Below are 19,713 nucleotides of genomic sequence, written 5' to 3' on the forward strand. Positions count from 1 at the left end.
ATATATTTCATTATTGATTTTCTGACAATAAATGAATATCGCCAAGATTATTTCATATTCAGCATCGCTTTCACCGGACCAAAACTTTGCCGATAGTGCTCATTAATGCCATACTGTTTAATTGCGGCCAGATGATCTTTAGTTGGATAACCTTTATGCTTGGCTAGACCGTATTGAGGGTAACACTTATCGAGTGTGGCCATCTCCCGGTCGCGGGTGACTTTAGCCAGAATTGAAGCTGCACTGATCTCAGGTACTAAGCTATCCCCTTTAACCACTGCCAAAGAGGGCACTGAAAAGCCTGGACTTCGATTTCCATCAACCAGTACAAAATCGGCTTTTATGGTGAGACCATTGACGGCTCTTTGCATGGCTAGCATCGTCGCATGCAAAATATTTAACTGATCGATTTCAGCAACACTGGCACGGCCGATGCTCCAGCTGAGCGCATTTTCTTGAATAATATCAAATAAGTAATCGCGCTTTTTTTCGGTCAGTTTTTTGGAATCCATTAAGCCCGCAATCGGTTTTGTTGGATCGAGAATTACTGCCGCGGTGACGACATCACCACATAACGGTCCGCGACCCACTTCATCAACACCAGCAATGAAATTCGCATGTGGATATATAAAAGGCGTTAAAATAGGTTCTTTCATTGTGTTGTCTTATCGGTTCAAAAGCGTGAGTACGGCCTCAGCAGCCAGCTGATCAGCTTGACAGCGAATCTGCTTATGCAACGCTAGAAAGGTGGTTTTTAAGTGCTCATTATGGCTTTCAAGGAAGGGTTGTAAGTGCTTGACGATATTGTCAGGATTACACTCATCTTGTAAAAGTTCCGGCACAATCTGCTGCCCCGCTAAAATATTGGGTAACGAAACATATGGTGTTTTGACTAACTTCTTGGCTAACCAAAAAGTAAAGGGTTTCATTTTATACGCCACCACCATCGGACATTTAGCGAGCATACACTCTAGCGCGACGGTACCTGAGGCGAGTAGTGCTGCATCGCTGGCGATCATCGCTTCACGGGCTTGTCCATCGAGCAACTGCAAAGATAATGTTGGTGCAACTCGTTGTTTTATCGCTTCGAATTCACTGCGACGTTTTGGATTCGCGAGTGGCACGATAAGGTGTAGATCGGGAAATAATTGTTTGAGCTTCTCAGCCGCCAGAAGAAAGGGTTCACTCAGCAAGGCGACTTCTGCATGCCGGCTACCTGGTAATAGGGCTAAACACAAATCTTGTTGGCTAATCCCTAAAGCTTCACGTGCACTGCATTTATCGGGATGAAGTGGAATATCGTCAGCCATTTTATGACCAATAAACCGACAAGGTACGGCATATTTATCATAAAAAGTTTTTTCAAAAGGTAAGAAAGCGAGGATTAAATCGGTATTTCGCTTGATTTTAAACACTCTTTTTTGTTTCCAGGCCCAAACTGATGGACTGACATAGTGGACAGTTTTAATACCAGCTTGTTTCAATTTACCTTCCAGCGATAAATTAAAATCAGGAGCATCAATACCAATAAAAATATCGGGCTTGAGCGAAATCAGTTTTTGAGTAATGGCTTTACGGATTGCTAAGATGCGGCGTAATTTTCCCAGCACCTCAACAATCCCCATTACTGATAGCTCTTCCATATCATACCATGCTTCACAGCCTTCAGCTTGCATTCGTGGGCCGGCGATGCCGACAAAACGAATATGCGGATAACGCTGTTTAAGTGCTTGCATCAACCCCGCACCTAAAATATCGCCGGAGGTTTCTCCGGCAACCAGTGCGATGGTGATTAATGGTATCGCTTGTGCCATTTTTTTCGACCCTTAACGGATAATCCCGCGCGTCGAGTTTGCGAAGAAACTGACAAAAAGCTCAACCTCTGGATGCGTTTTAGCGATTTCGGTTATTTCAATTTTTGCATCATCAAGCGTTAAGTTATTTCGGTACAGTAGTTTATAACAGTGACGAATCGCATGCATGGCTTCTTTGCTAAAGCCGCGACGTTTTAAACCTTCAATATTAATGCCAAATGGTGTGGCATGATTACCCTGAGCAATCACATAGGGCGGTACATCTTGTGCAACACCTGAGCAACCACCCACCATCACATGAGCACCAATGGTACAGAATTGATGTACAGCTGTCATACCGCCAATAATCGCAAAATCATTGATGGAGACATGTCCGCCGAGCGTAGCGTTATTGGCTAGAATACAACGGCTTCCGATATGACAATCATGGGCAATATGGGTGTTGACCATGAATAGATTATCATCTCCGATTTTGGTGAGATTACCACCTTGAACGGTACCACGATGAATGGTCACACTTTCGCGGATACGATTGCGATCGCCAATTTCAGTACGTGTTGGCTCACCGGCATATTTAAGATCCTGATTGACTTCACCAATGCTAGCAAACTGAAAAATTTGGTTCTCTTGGCCAATTTTAGTGACACCATTGACCACGACATGTGAATGCAGAACCGTATTTTCACCAATTTCCACATCGGCACCAATGTAACAAAATGGACCTATTTTAACATTTGCATGAATGATGGCGCCGTCTTCAATGACTGAACTTGGATGAATGATCGCCGTTTTATCAATTGACATCTCTTTTCCTTTTATCCTGATAGATTGGCTTATTTTCGTGCACACATCATATCGGCTTCACAAACCAATTTACCATCGACTGTTGCGACACCATGGAATAGTGCAATGCCTCGGCGTTCTTTAATATAATCAACATCTAAGACGATTTGATCTCCTGGAACGACTGGGCGTTTAAAGCGAGCATTATCAATGGATGCGAAATAGTAGAGCTGACCTGGTGTCAATTCTTCAATACTTTTAAATGCCAAAATGCCTGTCGCTTGTGCCATTGCTTCTAAGATAAGTACGCCAGGGAAGATCGGTTTGTTTGGAAAGTGGCCTTGGAAAAAAGGTTCGTTAACCGAAACGTTTTTAATGGCGCGTAGTGATTTTCCTTTCTCATAACTTAATACACGATCAACCATCAAAAATGGGTAGCGATGCGGCAATAAGCGAATGATTTCTTCAATGTCTAGCGAGTTAAGTTCTGTTGTCAAAATAATCATCCTTATAGTATTTGTGTAGGCTGCATTATAGCTCATGTTTCGAGGTGAAGAAATATGTAAATATCCTTCTGGTTACAAATGATAATAAATTGATCTTATGCAATATTCTTCTCTATTTTGTTTAAAAATGAAATTATATAATTAAATTTATTTCGAATTATCTCTTGAAAGCTTATTTTTACGTGGTATTTTAAGAGGACTATCGTGTAATTATTTATTCATTGTATAGCGTGAAATAAATAATTTTGTTTAAGAGAACAAGCAAGATTAGTACTAAATAGATTCGGGGTTCTTCGGCATGATTATGGAGCATAAAATATGAAATCATTGATGAAAATGACATTGATCGGCAGTGTCGTTGTGTTGGCTTTAACAGGATGTAATGAAAAAAACGCAGTAACTGAACCAGCGGCAATTTCTACGCCGGCACAGAAAGAAGCTTATGCTATGGGTTCTTCTTTCTCAACTTATCTCAAACGTAGTCTTGAGTCTCAAAAAATTCAAGTTGATAATGACTATCTGATCAAAGGTTTTACTGAAACATATTTAGGTAAAGGCCAAATGACGACAGAAGAGATCGACAAAACCTTGAATGATTTAGGTAAACGTATTCAGGACGAAAACAAAGCGCGTATCGAAAAAGAAGCCGCAGATAGTATTGCTGCCGGCGATAAATTCCGTGCTGATTTCGCTGCACAAGACGGTGTGAAGAAAACTAAATCAGGTCTTTTATACAAAGTAATCACCCCAGGTAACGATACGCATCCTACTTCAGATGATATCGTGGTTGTTGATTATAGCGGTAAATTAGTTGATGGCCGTGAATTTGATAGCTCATACAGTCGTAATGAACCGGCTACTTTCCCGGTTTCTTATGTGATTAAAGGTTGGAGCGAAGGTATTCAATTAATCGGCGAAGGCGGTGAAATTCAATTAGTTGTGCCACCTGAACTTGCTTATGGTGAACAGAGCTTAACTTCATCGGAAGAAGGTAAAGCTTCAGTTCCTTCACAAGCTACCTTAGTCTTTGATGTGAAGCTATTAAGTGTTGAAAAAACACCAGCAGCCGACGAAGACAAAGACAGTGCAGCACCTGCACAAGCGGTTAAACCTGCTGCTAAAAAATAATCTCATCTCGGATGAAGATTATCATGAATAATTGATGAGTCACTGTTTTTCGTTAAACTATACTATCATTATTATGGGTCCCATATATGGGACCCAACAAGCTTATCTCGCTTATCAATTTGCCGAGGCATTACTCAAAACTTCACACCATCTTAAACACATCTTTTTTTATGCTGAAGGTGTTTATAATGCCAATCAGTATTCTGCACCAGCCAATGATGAGTTTAACTTGCGAGAAGCATGGGGAACATTAGCCAGCCAGTATGATATCAGTTTAGATGTGTGTGTATCGGCAGGATTGCGTCGAGGGATCATTCGTGAGGATGAGTTAAATACGATAGATAGCCACTTTAACGCGAGCGGTTTAACATCACTTGCTGAAGCTATCGCCAACAGTGATAGAGTGATCCAGTTTTAGTTTTATGATGAAAAAGATTGCGATTATTATTTCTCAGCCCCCTCATGGGAGTGCCTCCGGTCGTGAAGCGCTCGATGCCGCTTTAGCCTTATCGGTATATCATCAAATATCGCTATTTTTTATCGGTGATGGTGTATTTCATCTGTTAAAAAATCAGATGCCTAATGATATTTTGATGCGCAATTATATTGGCAGTTTTAAGTTGCTCGAACTTTATGATATTGAGCACTGTTATGCTTTAGCCACAGATTTGTCGCAGCGCCAGATTACTGATCCCATCATTGATATTGAAATATTAACGGCCGTGCAGGGTCAGGTTCTACTGCAGCAGCAAGAGAGTATCATTCGCTTCTAGGTTTTTCTCGAGAGCATTATTCTTATCCCAACTGACTGTATCACCAATGAGTTTTCATCTATTTTTCATGCTTCGCATCATATTAATTATCGATGGCATAGGGATCGGGTGACTATTTTTGCTCGGTTTTGGTAGAGAAAGGATGAATTGATTTTATTTTATTCTATTCTATTCTATTCTATTCTAGAACAGGGATAACCCAGTTGATAAAGTCAATTTTGAGCGTGAGCAGGCATTATCTATTTAATTATAAAGACGCGCTAATTCACTGTGATTCACGCGTCTCCATTGATTCGGTTTAAATCTTACTCTTTAGCATGATTAAGTGTATAGCGCGGCACTTCAACTACTAAATCGGTTTTATTCACACGCGCCTGGCAGCTAAGGCGGCTTTGCGGTTCAACACCCCATGCTTTATCCAGCATATCATCCTCTTGTTCATCACTTGGCGTTAATGAATCAAAACCCTCACGAACCACACAGTGACAAGTCGAACAGGCGCATGACATTTCACAAGCATGATCAATATCAATATCGTTGCGTAATGCAACCTCAAGAATGGATTCACCTTCCTCTGCATCGACTGTACTACCTTGTGGACAAAGCTCTGGGTGAGGTAAAAATGTAATTTTTGGCATATATTTTTCCTATTTTATCAGCACTTGATCAGGTGTTATCTATCTCTGACAGACGATGTCCGGTTAAGGCATGTTTAACACTATGGTCCATGCGTCTGGCGGCAAATGATTGTGTGACCTGATCTAAATGTTTTATCTGCTGCGTAATCACATCAGCATTATCCTGCAGCACAGCCTGCGCTAAAGCATGCTGAGCGGATTCGATCTGGGTGAATTCAGCATCGGTCAGTAAGTGTTGGTCTTTGGCCAGCGCACTAGTCAAACTCTCCAGTACTCGCGAGGCTTCAACACGCTGTTCGGCAAGTTTACGGATTTGCTTATCTTGCTGGGCGTTATTGAGTGAGGCAGTAATCATATCGGCAATTTCTATCTCGGTCAGACCATAGGATGGTTTGACTTGGATAGCGGCTTGCGTCCCTGTCGATTTTTCCATGGCGGTGACACTCAATAATCCATCAGCATCAACCTGAAAAGTGACGCGAATATGGGCGCCCCCAGCCGGCATGGCCGGCATACCTTTTAAGGTAAACTTAGCTAATGAGCGACAGTCAGCCACAGTTTCGCGTTCGCCTTGTAACACATGAATCATCATTGCCGTTTGACCATCTTTAAACGTCGTAAACTCTTGCGCTTTAGCGCAAGGAATGGTGCTGTTTCGAGGAATGATTTTTTCAATCAACCCCCCCATCGTCTCAATCCCTAACGAGAGCGGGATCACATCTAAAAGTAGCATATCGCTATCAGGTTTATTACCGACTAAGACATCCGCTTGAATCGCGGCGCCAATCGCTACCACACGATCAGGATCGATAGACGTGAGCGGCGGTCTGGCAAAAAAATCACCTACTTTCTGCTGTATAAAAGGTACCCGTGTTGAACCACCAACCATGACGACTTCAATAATATCAGCAGACTCAACTTGTGCATCTTTCAGAGCACGACGACAGACTTGTATCGTTCGTTTAACTAACGGTTCGATTAACTGATTAAAGGTTTCCCGCGTAATATCTTGCTGCCATTGATCAAGTGTTAGTGTTACTTTCTCGGTTGTTGATAACGCTATTTTAGTTTGTGTCGCTAGGGTTAAAATTTGCTGGTGCAGAAAGGGATCTTGGTTTCCACTGAGCCCTGCTTGTTCTACAATCCAGCCGGCTAAAAGATGATCAAAATCATCCCCTCCTAATGCTGAATCTCCCCCAGTTGCTAATACTTGAAAAATCCCTTTACTCAATTTTAAGATTGACAGGTCAAACGTCCCGCCACCTAGATCATAAACCGCAATAATGCCTTCTTGAGCCGAATCTAAGCCGTAGGCGATAGCCGCAGCTGTTGGTTCGTTGAGTAAGCGTAATACTTGTAATCCGGCTAGTTTGGCAGCATCTTTGGTTGCCTGACGTTGGGCATCATCAAAATAAGCAGGTACGGTGATCACAACCCCATCTAGCTCGCCGCCCAGTGTTTCAGTTGCTCGGCTTGCGAGAGTTTTTAAAATACTTGCAGAGACTTGAATGGGATTCACTCGCTGGTTGGGTAGCTCAAGAATCGGTACACTGTTTTCTGAAGCAGAAAGATGATAGGGCAAGTTTTCAGTTTTAATATCACTGAGTGAGCGGCCCATTAAACGTTTGACTGAGCTAACGGTATTAAAAGGATCTTTTGCGGCTAGTTGACGAGCGGCATAGCCTACCGTCACGAGCAGCTGTTCGTCATGATCCCAGCCATAATGCACGACAGAGGGGAGCAGATGTCGGCCTTCAAGATCCGGTAATGTTTCAGCCTGGCCACTGCGGACTGATGCAATCAATGAATTGGTGGTACCGAGATCAATGCCAGCTGCTAAACGATGTTGATGAGGTGCCTGAAACTGCCCGGGCTCACTGATTTGTAGTAATGCCATATCGTTAAATGTTCTCTTATCTGAGCAGATTTCAAACCTTTAGAAATCAAATAACTTTTCTTCTAATATGTCGATATCTTGCTGTAGTTTTTCTAAAAAACGTAATGTATTTATTTGTGATGTCGCTAAGGACCAATCCGAACGTGCGATGGCCGAAAGTAATAGCGTGTAACTTTCTTGCCAGATATTTTTGATTGTGCTGGTAAACTCGGTTAATTGTTGCTCTTTTTCTGGCAGATCACGTAGATTCGCGATGATATCTAACTGTTCTCGTAATTCAAATTGCTGTATCAGAAATGCATGATCGTTAATGATATTTTTTTCTGGATCGATATCAATACCATTTAAGGCAAGCAAATATTGTGCGCTACTTAATGGATTGTCTAAGATTTGATAGGCCTGATTGATATCGGCTGAGTATTGCAACATCGCAAGCCGCGCCGACTCTTCCGAGGTGGCAAAATTATCTGGATGATATTGACGTTGCAATTGTTGATAGCATAAAGCGAGTTTATCGCGATCAAGCGGTAGCTTAATCGGCAGTTCAAATAAATCAAAATAGTTTTTTTGCAGATTATTCACGATAAACTCAATTTATGTCATCTTATGATTAAAACGATAGCAATTTGCCTCATTACACATTAAAACTTTCACCACATCCACATTCGTTACTGATATTAGGATTATTGAATTTAAATCCTTCATTTAATCCCTCTTTGACAAAATCCAATTCGGTGCCATCGATATAGACTAAACTTTTTGCATCAACAATAATTTTAACTTGTTTATCTTCAAATACGCTATCTTCAGTATTAACTTGATCAGCAAACTCTAAAACATAAGCCATGCCTGAACAACCAGAGGTTTTTACGCCCAACCGCAATCCGACGCCTTTACCTCGGTTGGTTAGAAAAGCATTCACATGTTTTGCTGCGCTCTCTGTTAGTGTAATCGCCATCGTATTTTCTCCGATATCTATGCTTTACTATTCTTACTTTTATAATCTGCAATCGCTGCTTTTATCGCATCTTCTGCTAAGATAGAGCAGTGGATTTTTACTGGCGGCAGAGCAAGTTCTTCGGCAATTTCTGTATTCTTAATCGCTTGCGCTTGCTCAAGCGTTTTACCTTTAACCCACTCGGTGACGAGTGAACTTGAAGCAATCGCTGAACCACAGCCATAAGTTTTAAATTTTGCATCTTCAATCACGCCGTCTTCATTGACTTTGATCTGTAAACGCATTACATCACCACAAGCTGGTGCACCGACCATTCCACTACCAACGCTGGTGTCTTTTGCATCGAATGAACCTACATTACGCGGATTTTCATAATGATCGATAACTTTATCATTATATGCCATTTTTATCTCCTTATCTGTCAGTGCAGATTAATGATTGGTCCATTGAATTTTACTCAGATCCACACCGTCTTTAAACATTTCCCAAAGTGGTGATAGCTCTCGTAGTCTACCAATTGAATCATGTACTAATTTAATTACGTAATCTATCTCTTGCTCGGTAGTGAAACGACCAATAGAGAAGCGAATTGAGCTATGTGCTAATTCATCATTTAAACCTAAAGCGCGCAAAACATAAGACGGTTCCAGACTAGCTGAAGTACAAGCTGATCCTGAAGATACGGCAAGATCTTTTAGCGCCATCATTAACGACTCACCTTCAACATAAGCAAAACTAACATTTAAGATATTGGGCGCACTATGTGCTAAAGATCCGTTTAAATAGACCTCTTCAATATCTTTTAGGCCATCCCAGAGACGCATTCTCATGGCTTGTAGTCGCGGCATTTCAGTCGACATATTCTCTTTGGCAATGCGATAGGCTTCACCCATGCCGACAATTTGATGGACTGGCAATGTACCGGAACGCATACCTCTTTCATGACCACCGCCGTGTATTTGTGCTTCAATACGAATACGCGGTTTACGGCGAACATATAAACCACCAATACCTTTCGGTCCGTAAAGTTTGTGGCCTGAAAATGACATCAAATCAACATTTAACTTACTGACATCAATCGGTAATTTACCGACACTTTGTGTGGCATCTACATGAAAGATAATTCCTTTGCTACGACAGATATCACCGATTTTTTCAATATCCTGAATCACTCCGATTTCATTATTCACATGCATGATGGAAACGAGAATCGTATCATCACGCAGTGCTGCTTGAAAGTCATTAAGATCAATCAAGCCATCTGCTTTCGGCGCCAGATAGGTGACATCAAAACCTTCTCTTTCTAGCTGTCGACAGGTATCGAGTACGGCTTTATGCTCAGTTTTACAGGTAATGATATGCTTACCTTTAGTTTGATAGAAATGCGCGGCGCCTTTAATGGCTAAATTATCCGCTTCGGTCGCGCCAGAGGTAAAAACAATCTCACGTGAATCTGCGCCAATCAGATCGGCTATTTGATTACGGGCTATATCCACCGCTTCCTCAGCTTGCCAACCAAAACGATGTGAACGTGAAGCGGGATTACCGAAGGAACCATCCATCGTCAGATGTTGCATCATTTTTTCTGCAACTTTTGGATCAACGGGAGTCGTTGCCGCGTAGTCCATATAAATTGGTAATTTCATTTTTTGCTCCAATATATTATAACCGTAAGCTGTACTGCTATACTCAATGCTCATGACTGATGGATGAGCATAAGTCTATTAATGCATATTAATTCTGGTTAAATTTGCCTGTTGACGATCGGCAACTGCTTGCACTTCTTTGTTGGTAACCAGCTCATTTAAGGTAATGCCAGTTAAAAAACTATCAATTCGTTGACTTAGATCATTCCACAGCGAATGGGTTAAACAGCGTACTCCACCCTGACAACATCCTTCACCACCATTACATTTAGTGGCATCGACCGATTCATCAACCGCTTTTATAATTGAACTGATGGCGATGTTATCCATACTTTTATTTAATACATATCCGCCACCTGGGCCCCGAACACTCGCGACTAATCCATGTTTGCGTAAACGGGCAAACAGCTGTTCTAAGTAAGAGAGTGATATTTCTTGTCGTTCGGATATTTCAGCTAAAGAAACCGGACCTGTTTTGGAATTAAGCGCAACATCAAGCATTGCTGTAACGGCATAACGTCCTTTTGATGTTAATTTCATCCACTTCATCCTCTTTTTCGATTTGTTACTATTGTATATAACCATAAGATTTAGTCAAGTATTTAGTTGACTAATTTAGTAGGTTATTAAATATAAAAGTATTGAGGGAAAGTGGAGCAATAGGCCATTTTTCAGTACTTTGCTTCATTCAAAGAGTGGATAATTATAACAGCTGTTTTTATTTTTCGATAATATTTCTTAATGAAACTGGCACGAACCTGATGCATGCTTATCACGTAAAGCACAGATAATCATGGTTGCTGATATCGGAACGCAAGTACGCAAAGATTACCATTTGTACGCTTTTATGAAAACGGGCAGCAAAGGCTACCCTTTTTCATAATGAAACGACTAATATAATTAACGACGCGTTTTAACGATTTGATAACGTCGCGTCAAGTACTCTATTGGCACGCTCCAGATGTGTACGAGTCTGGTGAATGGGAAGATTAAGAATATTGTGAGTCCCAACGTAATATGCAATTTAAAGATAAATGGTACATCACGCAGGTGCTCAGCAGCACCAAAACGGAAGGTGACAATATCTTGTGCCCATTGCGATAATCTCAGCATGACACGGCCATCGAGATGATGAACGGAGGATAGAATCGTAAATAATCCCAAACAGACCTGAACGACCAAAATAACAATAACTAAAATATCGGCCGTTGATGAGGTTGCTCTCACGCGAGGATTAGTCAGACGACGAAAGCATAAAAAACCACCGCCGATCAGCACCATAATGCCACAGATACCGCCGACACTCATCGCTAAAATCTGCTTATGTTGCGCCGAAATAAACGGTTCATAGACCCAGTGCGGTGTTAACAGACCGACTAAATGACCTAAAAAGATACCGATGATACCGATATGAAACAGATTAGAGGCCCAGCGCATGCCTTTTTTCGACAGCAGCTGAGTTGAACCGGCACGCCAACTGTATTGGCCATAATCGTAGCGAACAAGACAGCCAACGAAAAAAATAGTTAGTGCCAGATAAGGATAGATATCAAAAAAGAATGAGTTAAAATAATGCATATTCAGATCCTTTTATCTTCACCGACATTAACATAATATGTCGATGTTTTTGATTGGGTTTGCAAAGGCTGAGCAACCGATGAATCACAGGCTGAGCCAGCGTTAAATAACACTTGTTCTTCTTGCCAAATAGTATCTAACGCTTGCGGCGTATTGTCTGCTTGCTCATTCATAATTTTATTTTGTAATGAGACCTCATCGGCTTGTTCACCGCTGAGTTCAAATAACAGATTAAATAAAATTTCATACTCACTTTCTCGTTTTGCTAAACGCAGTGCGAGTAAACGAATAATCACGGCGATCTGCTTTAACCAATGAATCGCCTCCTCTGTGGGTAAGTGCGCGGCATATTCCAAAAATAGCGGTAGATAATCAGGTAGTTGATTTTCTGTTATCGTCAGACCACTTTGTTCATATTGCACAAGTAAGTCAACCATGGCTTGACCACGTTCACGGGAGTCCCCGTGAATATGTTCAAACAGGAGTAATGAGGTTGAACTGCCCACATCAAAAGTAGCATGATATTGCTCTTGCGCATCAAGTAAATCCATCGCTAGATAAGTCTCAATAAACTTAACCAGTGACTGTTTTTGCGCTGAAGTAAAATCAGCGCTCTTCTCAATGGCTTCAATCAATGGTGCGCTCATATCCCATAATGTCTGATCAGGATAATCGATTAAGTACGATAGAATCGTTAGGCTTCTCATAATTTATCTTGCTCATCAGAAATATCACGAATATTAATACGATCAGTTCGTTTAGCATTAAATAAATTAAACTGAGAATCACTTCCCTGACAGCCGTCACCGAAACTAAAACCACAACCACCTTGTTCAGCAAAAACCGGGTTCGACAGTTCAGCGTGATGCGTTGGGATAACAAAACGATCTTCGTAATTGGCTATTGCCATATAACGATACATCTCCTGAACCTGTTTTTCGGTTAACCCCACCTCTTTTAACACATCCAGGTCAATTTTATTATCGACGGTTTCGCTACGTTTAAACTGACGCATTGCCATCATCCGTTTAAGCGCTAATGAGACCGGTTTGACATCACCAGCAGTAAGCATATTAGCTAAGTACTGTAATGGAATTCGCAGTTCATCAATCGCCGGTAAGAAATTAACATTTTTATCGCTGTCGCCAAGTGCTGATTGAATCGGTGATAGCGGTGGCACGTACCAAACCATCGGTAAGGTGCGATATTCCGGATGTAATGGCAGGGCAACTTGCCAATCAATCGCCATTTTATACACCGGTGATTGCTGTGCGGCATCGATGACACTTTGTGGTACGCCATCAGCCAGTGCTTGTTTGATGATCTCCGGATCATTTGGATCTAAAAATACCGATAGCTGCTGTTGATAAAGATCTTTATCATCAGTAGTTGAAGCGGCTTCTTTAATCTTATCGGCATCATAAAGTACCACGCCAAGATAACGAATACGGCCGACACAGGTTTCTGAGCAAACGGTTGGTTGGCCAGCTTCAATACGCGGATAACAGAAAATACATTTTTCTGATTTACCACTTTTCCAGTTAAAGTAGATTTTCTTGTATGGACAGCCTGAAATACACATTCTCCAGCCACGGCATTTATCTTGATCGATAAGCACAATACCATCTTCTTCACGCTTGTAAATCGCTCCACTTGGACAAGATGCCACACAAGCAGGATTCAAGCAGTGTTCACAAAGACGCGGTAAATAGGCTAAGAAGGTATTTTCAAATTGACCGTAAACCTGTTTCTCTATATTGGCAAAATTGTAATCTTTGCCACGAACGCTAAATTCACCGCCTAAATCGTCTTCCCAGTTTGGCCCAGCAAGGATTTTTTCAATCTTTAAGCCAGTGATTGCCGAATAGGGACGCGCAATCGGTTGTGCTTTACTTTCTGGCGCAGATTTTAAATGCTCATAATTATAATTAAACGGTTCATAATAATCATCGATTTCCGGCAGATCCGGATTGGCAAAAATGCGCGAAAGTAACCCGACTTTATTGCCTGCACGAAGGGTAAGCTGGTTTTTCTTATTCAGTGTCCAGCCACCATGCCAGCGTGATTGATTCTCCCATTCAACGGGAAAACCAACACCTGGTTTACTCTCAACGTTATTAAACCATGCATATTCGATACCTTCACGATTGGTCCAGACGTTTTTACAGGTTACCGAACAGGTATGACAGCCGATACATTTATCTAGGTTTAGTACCATACCGATTTGTGAGCGGATTTTCATTATTTCTTCTCCTGTAATTGACTCTCTGATTCTTCTAACCAGTCAACTTTTGCCATTTTTCTTATAATCACAAATTCATCCCGATTAGAACCTACTGTGCCATAGTAGTTAAATCCATAAGCTAATTGTACATACCCACCAATCATATGGGTTGGTTTTGGATACACACGAGTCACGGAGTTATGAATACCGCCACGCTGACCGGTAATTTCAGAACCTGGAATATTGACGATACGTTCCTGGGCATGGTACATCATGGTCATACCATCAGGGATACGCTGACTGACGATAGCGCGGGCGACTAAAGCACCATTGGCATTAAATCCTTCGATCCAGTCATTATCGACAATGTTGAGTTTTTTCGCATCGTTTTCACTGATCCAGACTACCGGACCACCACGTGAAAGCGTCAACATACGAATATTTTCACTATAAGTTGAATGAATACCCCATTTTTGATGTGGTGTAATAAAGTTTAGCGCCAGTTCTGGATTACCATTCGATTTTTTGCCGAGCATTGGATCAACCGATTTAGTATCAACCGGTGGTCGATAGACGAGTAAGCTTTCACCAAAATCTCGCATCCATGGATGATCTTGATAGAGCTGCTGGCGACCACTGATCGTTCGCCATGGAATGAGCTCATGCACATTGGTGTAACCGGCATTATAAGAGACATGCTCATCTTCAAGGCCTGACCAGGTCGGGCTTGAGATAATCTTACGCGGTTGCGCTTGAATATCACGGAAACGAATTTTTTCGTCTTCTTTGTTCAGGGCTAAGTGAGTATGATCACGACCGGTTATTTTACCTAAGGCTTCCCATGCTTTGACCGCAACCTGCCCATTGGTCTCTGGCGCCAATGTCAAAATTACTTCAGCTGCATCTATTGCGCTGTCGATTTTTGGTCTATTGGCATCAGCACTCTCTTGTAATCCATTGAGTTTTCGTAAGAAATCAACTTCAATTTCAGTATTCCAACTAATCCCTTTACCACCATTACCCTGCTTTTCAAGTAGTGGTCCTAAAGAGGTGAAACGGTGATAAGTTTCTGGATAATTACGCACCACTTTAATGAATTGTGGTGCGGTTTTACCTGGAATGAGATCACATTCGCCTTTTTTCCAATCTTTGATTTCAAAAGGTTGACCTAACTCATTCGGTGAATCATGCTGAATCGGCAATGTGACGATATCCGTCTCTTCGCCAAGATGACTAGGGCAGAGATCAGAAAAGGTTTTAGCTAAATCTTTATAGATATTCCAGTCACTTTTCGCTTCCCAGGTCGGTTCAACCGCGGCAGATAAAGGATGAATAAACGGATGCATATCCGATGTATTCATATCATCTTTTTCATACCAAGTTGCGGTAGGTAGAACGATATCCGAGAATAAACAGGTACTCGACATACGGAAATCAAGGGTGACGACTAAATCAAGTTTACCCGTGGTGGCATTATCCTGCCAATCCACTTCTTGCGGTTTATTGCGACCTTGTACGCCTAAGTCTTTATTTTGAATGCCGTTTTCAGTACCCAATAGGTAATGTAATAGATATTCGTGACCTTTACCTGAAGAGCCTAATAAATTAGACCGCCAAATAAATAGCTGACGAGGATAATTATTGGCACTATCCGGCGCTTCAGAGGCAAAGCGCATTTGTCCATTTTTGAGTGATTCAATCGTGTACTCAATCGCATCTTTATTTTCTGCCGCAGCTGCTTTGGTAATACTCAAGGGATTAACACTTAACTGTGGCGATGAAGGTAACCAACCTAAACGTTCGGCTTTTACATTAAAATCAATCAGACTATCTGAATAATTCTCTTTATTCGCTAGTGGTGAGAGTAAATTTTGTGCCGAAACCGTTTCATGACGCCATTGGCTTGAGTGGTTATAAAAATAAGAGGTACTGTTCATATGTCGGGCTGGTTTTTGCCAGTCAAGTGCAAAGGCTAAAGGCTGCCAGCCAGTTTGTGGACGTAATTTTTCTTGGCCAACATAATGTGCCCAACCGCCGCCACTTTGACCCACACAACCACAAAACACCAACATATTAATTAAACCACGGTAATTTGAATCCATATGATACCAGTGGTTAAGACCTGCACCGACGATAATCATCGAACGACCATGGGTCTTATCGGCATTTTCGGCAAACTCGCGAGCAATTTTTACGATGCGATTTTGTGCAACACCGGTAATTTTTTCTGCCCAGGCTGGGGTATAGGCTTTGATTTCGTCATAACTTTCAGCGGCATTGCTATCTTTAAGACCACGCTCAACGCCATAGTTAGCCATCATTAAATCGTACACGGCAGTCACATAAGCTTGCGAGCCATCAGCTAAGGTTAACGATTTTACTGGTAATTTATGATAGAGGATATCGTCCATGGCTACATGATTAAAGTGTGCCAGCTCTTCGCCACCAAAATAAGGGAAACCGACATCAAGTACATCATCATGATTATCGAGTAAAGAGAGCTGTAATTTAACCTCTTTTTGATTTAGCCCCTCTTTTGTTTCAAGATTCCATTTACCTTGATCTCCCCAACGGAAGCCCGCTGAGCCTTGTGGTGCGACTAATTCACCACTTAGTTCATCAATTGCAATGGTTTTCCATTCCGGATTATTTTCCTGACCAAGATGATTGATTAAATCCGAAGCGCGCAGCAGGCGTCCTGGTGCAAATTTACCATCTGGACGTTTTTCAAGCAGGACCAGCATCGGTAAATCTGAATAACGACGCAGATAATCACTAAAATAGCTCGATGGATTTTGGTAATGGAACTCTTTTAAAATAACATGTCCCATCGCCAAGGCTAAGGCGCTGTCAGTCCCTTGTTTTGGACTTAACCATTCATCGCTGAACTTAGAGACTTCAGCATAGTCAGGTGTGATAGCAACGGTCTTCGTCCCTTTATAACGAACTTCACTAAAGAAGTGCGCATCAGGCGTACGCGTTTGTGGGATATTTGAACCCCAAGCAATAATATAGGATGAGTTATACCAGTCAGCTGACTCTGGTACGTCAGTCTGCTCACCCCAAGTCATCGGTGATGCTGGTGGTAAGTCACAGTACCAGTCATAAAAACTTAAGCATGATCCGCCGATCAGCGAGAGGTAACGCGCACCCGCTGCATAAGAGATCATTGACATCGCTGGAATAGGTGAGAATCCCGCGATACGATCGGGACCAAATGTTTTGATGGTATAGATATTTGAAGCGGCAATCAGTTCATTCACCTCTTGCCAATCAGCACGAACGAAACCGCCACGTCCACGCTTTTGCTTATAACTTTGTGATTTATGACTATCTTGTACGATAGCGCCCCAGGCATCGACTGGATCTGGATGCTGTGTTTTTGCTTCACGCCAAAGTTTTAGTAACTGTTTACGAATTAATGGGTACTTAACACGGTTTGCACTGTACATATACCAAGAGTAACTTGCGCCACGTGGGCAGCCTCTTGGCTCATGATTCGGTAAGTCTGGTCTAGTACGCGGATAGTCAGTTTGCTGCGTTTCCCAAGTGACTAAACCGTTTTTGACATAGATTTTCCAGCTACAAGAGCCGGTACAGTTAACACCGTGGGTTGAACGGACGATTTTGTCATGCTGCCAACGTTGACGATAACTGTTTTCCCAATCACGATTGGTCGACAATGTTTCACCATGGCCATCGGCAAACGTCCCTTTTATTTGTTTAAAATAACGGAATCGATCAATAAATTTGCTCATTTACATTGCTCCAGCAATTGTTCAAATTATGATAATTTTGAAATTATCTATTAATATTTTTACTTACGACCATAAACAAATTTAGTCACTAACGCACAGAAAATATAAAACACTAAAAAGATATAAAACGCAGAGCTGACAGAGCCCATATGCGAAAGTGATAAACTGAATACTTGTGGAATAAAGTATCCGCCAATTGCGCCGATAGCTGAGATAAAACCTAATGCAGCAGCGGTTTCTGTCGCTGCTCTTCTTTGTGCCGGTTCATTTTTCATACCAGCAGCGGTTAATTTATTTAAGGTAATTTGTCTAAAAATAATTGAGATCATTTGGAAGGTTGAACCACTACCAAAGCCCGCGGTAAAGAATAAACAAAGAAAGCAGAGATAGAAACCAATAAATGAACCGCTGCCGGCGGCTTCTCCTGGTAAGGTGGTAAAGAGGATAATCACGAATAAGATCATTAGCAGATAGTTAATAAATGTGGCTCTGATGCCGCCAAACTTATCTGATATCATACCGCCTAAAGGACGGCCAATCGCGCCAACAAGTGGACCTGAGAACGCAAACATTAAAATATTCACTTCAGGGAACTGCGTTTTCGCTAACATCGCGAAAGCGGCAGAGAAACCAATAAAAGAACCAAATGTGGCTAAATATAATAAGCTGAGTAACCACATATGTTTGTCTTTTAATACGACAGACTGCTCTTTGAATGAGGCTTTACTGCTTAACAGGTCATTCATACCAAAGAACGCCATAATGGCAAAAATAATTAAAAATGGTACCCAAATAAGCGCTGCATTTTGTAACCAGAGAGAGCCTTCTGTGATGGTGATCGATTGTTGACCACTCCATAACGGAATAAAAATAATGAGTGAGGCAACCAGTTGAATGACACTCACTCCCATATTACCTAAACCGCCATTAAGCCCTAATGCACTACCTTGTTTCGCCTTAGGGAAAAAGAAGCTGATATTGGCCATACTGGAGGCAAAGTTAGCCCCACCTAAACCACAAAGTAACGCAATAATGATAAAAATAATGTAGGGCGTTTGTGGATTTTGGATAGCAAAACCTAACCAGATACAAGGCGCAATCAGAATAATGGTACTAAAAGCTGTCCAACGACGTCCGCCAAAGATAGGAATCACAAATGAGTACGGAATTCGAAATAGTGCACCTGAAATAGAAGGGATGGCGGTTAACAGAAATAATTGGTTGGTTGAAAAGTTAAATCCGACACGATTTAGATAAACCGCCACAATACTAAATAACATCCAGACACAGAACCCTAAGGTTAAGCAAGGAATTGATATCCATAAGTTTTTTCGTGCGATTGATTTACCTGTTTGTTCCCAGAATGTACTCTCTTCTGGACGCCAATCCGTAATGACACCTTTGGGTACAGTTTTATTTTGGGGCATATTTTATTCCTTGTTTTATGAACAGCGATATCTGATTAAAAGTCATTAAAAAATAGACTAATAGAGTATATTAAATATTAAATCATTACAATTTTAGGGGATATTGTAATTTAAATTACGAAAAAGATAATTATTCTAAGTGATTACTACCAAAGAGGTAGGTGTGGATTATTTCTTAAAATGTCAATTAAATACAATGAGTTGTTATGATTTATTTTTTGTTTGGATCATAATTTATCGCTGTTAATAGCGTGGTTTGTCTGTGAGTTATGCTGAGCTATAATACATTGATAGTGGTAAAAGCGCTTGGCTGGTACCGGTAATCTAGCTATGAATTGGCGAGCAGATAGATTTTATTTGCTGATTATCAAGATGTTTAATACACTGCATAGCATACCGATAACGAGATATTGATTTTCATTATATCTTGTTTGTTTCAGTTTTCTGGTGAAGTACAATAAATCATCATAAAGTATGATTTGTCTGGGTTTTACGAAATACGTAATAAGATGTATATGTGATGTATAATTGCATATCATTGATAATCAGGAAATATTTAAGCTAATCAATAAAATAGATTATT

General features: G+C 41.2%; 19 protein-coding genes. 3 read left to right on the plus strand and 16 right to left on the minus strand.

Annotated features, from left to right (window positions below; genetic code table 11):
- Window positions 1–47: 47 nt before the first annotated feature.
- Genes rnhB through fabZ form a run of 4 tightly spaced genes read right to left on the minus strand, consistent with a single transcriptional unit; the run spans window position 48 to window position 3,094 of the window.
- Entirely contained in the window at window positions 48–656 is a 609-nt protein-coding gene (gene rnhB / locus RHO15_01640; protein ID WVD64240.1) for a ribonuclease HII, read from the minus strand.
- A 9-nt stretch (window positions 657–665) separates the two neighbouring features.
- Window positions 666–1,814 (minus strand): lipid-A-disaccharide synthase, encoded by a 1,149-nt coding sequence (gene lpxB, locus RHO15_01645; protein WVD64241.1) that lies wholly within the window; start codon window positions 1,812–1,814, stop codon window positions 666–668.
- 12 nt (window positions 1,815–1,826) lie between these two features.
- The gene (gene lpxA, locus RHO15_01650; protein ID WVD64242.1) at window positions 1,827–2,618 is read right to left on the minus strand and encodes an acyl-ACP--UDP-N-acetylglucosamine O-acyltransferase; all 792 of its coding nucleotides are present in this window, start codon (window positions 2,616–2,618) and stop codon (window positions 1,827–1,829) included.
- 29 nt (window positions 2,619–2,647) lie between these two features.
- Complete coding sequence (gene fabZ / locus RHO15_01655) at window positions 2,648–3,094, minus strand: 3-hydroxyacyl-ACP dehydratase FabZ (GenBank protein WVD64243.1); 447 nt, start codon at window positions 3,092–3,094, stop codon at window positions 2,648–2,650.
- Window positions 3,095–3,421: 327 nt separating this feature from the next.
- On the opposite strand from fabZ, the gene fkpA reads away from it, so the two are divergent.
- The 3 genes from fkpA to tusC are packed head-to-tail and all read left to right on the plus strand — an operon-like array spanning window position 3,422 to window position 5,004.
- Window positions 3,422–4,231: an FKBP-type peptidyl-prolyl cis-trans isomerase gene (gene fkpA, locus RHO15_01660; protein WVD64244.1), complete on the plus strand. Its 810-nt coding sequence runs from the start codon at window positions 3,422–3,424 to the stop codon at window positions 4,229–4,231.
- Window positions 4,232–4,265: 34 nt separating this feature from the next.
- The gene (gene tusD / locus RHO15_01665; protein WVD64245.1) at window positions 4,266–4,649 is read left to right on the plus strand and encodes a sulfurtransferase complex subunit TusD; all 384 of its coding nucleotides are present in this window, start codon (window positions 4,266–4,268) and stop codon (window positions 4,647–4,649) included.
- 4 nt (window positions 4,650–4,653) lie between these two features.
- Window positions 4,654–5,004 (plus strand): sulfurtransferase complex subunit TusC, encoded by a 351-nt coding sequence (gene tusC, locus RHO15_01670; GenBank protein ID WVD64246.1) that lies wholly within the window; start codon window positions 4,654–4,656, stop codon window positions 5,002–5,004.
- 305 nt (window positions 5,005–5,309) lie between these two features.
- On the opposite strand, the gene fdx is transcribed toward tusC, so the two are convergent.
- The 12 genes from fdx to RHO15_01730 all read right to left on the minus strand — a co-directional run bounded on the left by fdx (window position 5,310) and on the right by RHO15_01730 (window position 19,130).
- Window positions 5,310–5,642 (minus strand): ISC system 2Fe-2S type ferredoxin, encoded by a 333-nt coding sequence (gene fdx / locus RHO15_01675; GenBank protein ID WVD64247.1) that lies wholly within the window; start codon window positions 5,640–5,642, stop codon window positions 5,310–5,312.
- Between the two features lie 28 nt (window positions 5,643–5,670).
- Window positions 5,671–7,539, minus strand: a complete 1,869-nt coding sequence (gene hscA / locus RHO15_01680) for a Fe-S protein assembly chaperone HscA (protein ID WVD64248.1) — start codon at window positions 7,537–7,539, stop codon at window positions 5,671–5,673.
- Between the two features lie 39 nt (window positions 7,540–7,578).
- On the minus strand, window positions 7,579–8,121 hold the full coding sequence (gene hscB, locus RHO15_01685; GenBank protein ID WVD64249.1) for a Fe-S protein assembly co-chaperone HscB: 543 nt from the start codon (window positions 8,119–8,121) through the stop codon (window positions 7,579–7,581).
- A gap of 52 nt (window positions 8,122–8,173) precedes the next feature.
- Window positions 8,174–8,497, minus strand: coding sequence for an iron-sulfur cluster assembly protein IscA (gene iscA, locus RHO15_01690; GenBank protein ID WVD64250.1), 324 nt, complete (start codon window positions 8,495–8,497; stop codon window positions 8,174–8,176).
- A 17-nt stretch (window positions 8,498–8,514) separates the two neighbouring features.
- Window positions 8,515–8,901 carry a Fe-S cluster assembly scaffold IscU gene (gene iscU / locus RHO15_01695; GenBank protein ID WVD64251.1) on the minus strand — a complete coding sequence of 129 codons (387 nt, stop codon included), beginning with the start codon at window positions 8,899–8,901 and terminating at the stop codon, window positions 8,515–8,517.
- 27 nt (window positions 8,902–8,928) lie between these two features.
- On the minus strand, window positions 8,929–10,143 hold the full coding sequence (locus RHO15_01700) for an IscS subfamily cysteine desulfurase (protein WVD64252.1): 1,215 nt from the start codon (window positions 10,141–10,143) through the stop codon (window positions 8,929–8,931).
- Window positions 10,144–10,221: 78 nt separating this feature from the next.
- Window positions 10,222–10,683, minus strand: a complete 462-nt coding sequence (gene iscR / locus RHO15_01705; protein WVD64253.1) for a Fe-S cluster assembly transcriptional regulator IscR — start codon at window positions 10,681–10,683, stop codon at window positions 10,222–10,224.
- Window positions 10,684–11,043: 360 nt separating this feature from the next.
- Window positions 11,044–11,721 carry a respiratory nitrate reductase subunit gamma gene (narI, locus tag RHO15_01710; GenBank protein WVD64254.1) on the minus strand — a complete coding sequence of 226 codons (678 nt, stop codon included), beginning with the start codon at window positions 11,719–11,721 and terminating at the stop codon, window positions 11,044–11,046.
- A gap of 2 nt (window positions 11,722–11,723) precedes the next feature.
- Entirely contained in the window at window positions 11,724–12,428 is a 705-nt protein-coding gene (gene narJ / locus RHO15_01715; GenBank protein ID WVD64255.1) for a nitrate reductase molybdenum cofactor assembly chaperone, read from the minus strand.
- Window positions 12,425–13,963 carry a nitrate reductase subunit beta gene (gene narH / locus RHO15_01720; protein ID WVD64256.1) on the minus strand — a complete coding sequence of 513 codons (1,539 nt, stop codon included), beginning with the start codon at window positions 13,961–13,963 and terminating at the stop codon, window positions 12,425–12,427. The genes narJ and narH overlap by 4 nt, the downstream gene beginning before the upstream one ends.
- A complete protein-coding gene (locus RHO15_01725) occupies window positions 13,963–17,703 on the minus strand; it encodes a nitrate reductase subunit alpha (GenBank protein ID WVD64257.1) in 3,741 nt (1,246 codons plus the stop codon). Before RHO15_01725 ends, narH begins: the two co-directional genes overlap by 1 nt.
- 59 nt (window positions 17,704–17,762) lie before the next feature.
- The gene (locus RHO15_01730) at window positions 17,763–19,130 is read right to left on the minus strand and encodes a NarK family nitrate/nitrite MFS transporter (GenBank protein ID WVD64258.1); all 1,368 of its coding nucleotides are present in this window, start codon (window positions 19,128–19,130) and stop codon (window positions 17,763–17,765) included.
- Window positions 19,131–19,713: the final 583 nt, after the last annotated feature.

Source organism: Orbaceae bacterium lpD01, from assembly GCA_036251705.1.
Lineage (GTDB): Bacteria > Pseudomonadota > Gammaproteobacteria > Enterobacterales > Orbaceae > Utexia > Utexia brackfieldae.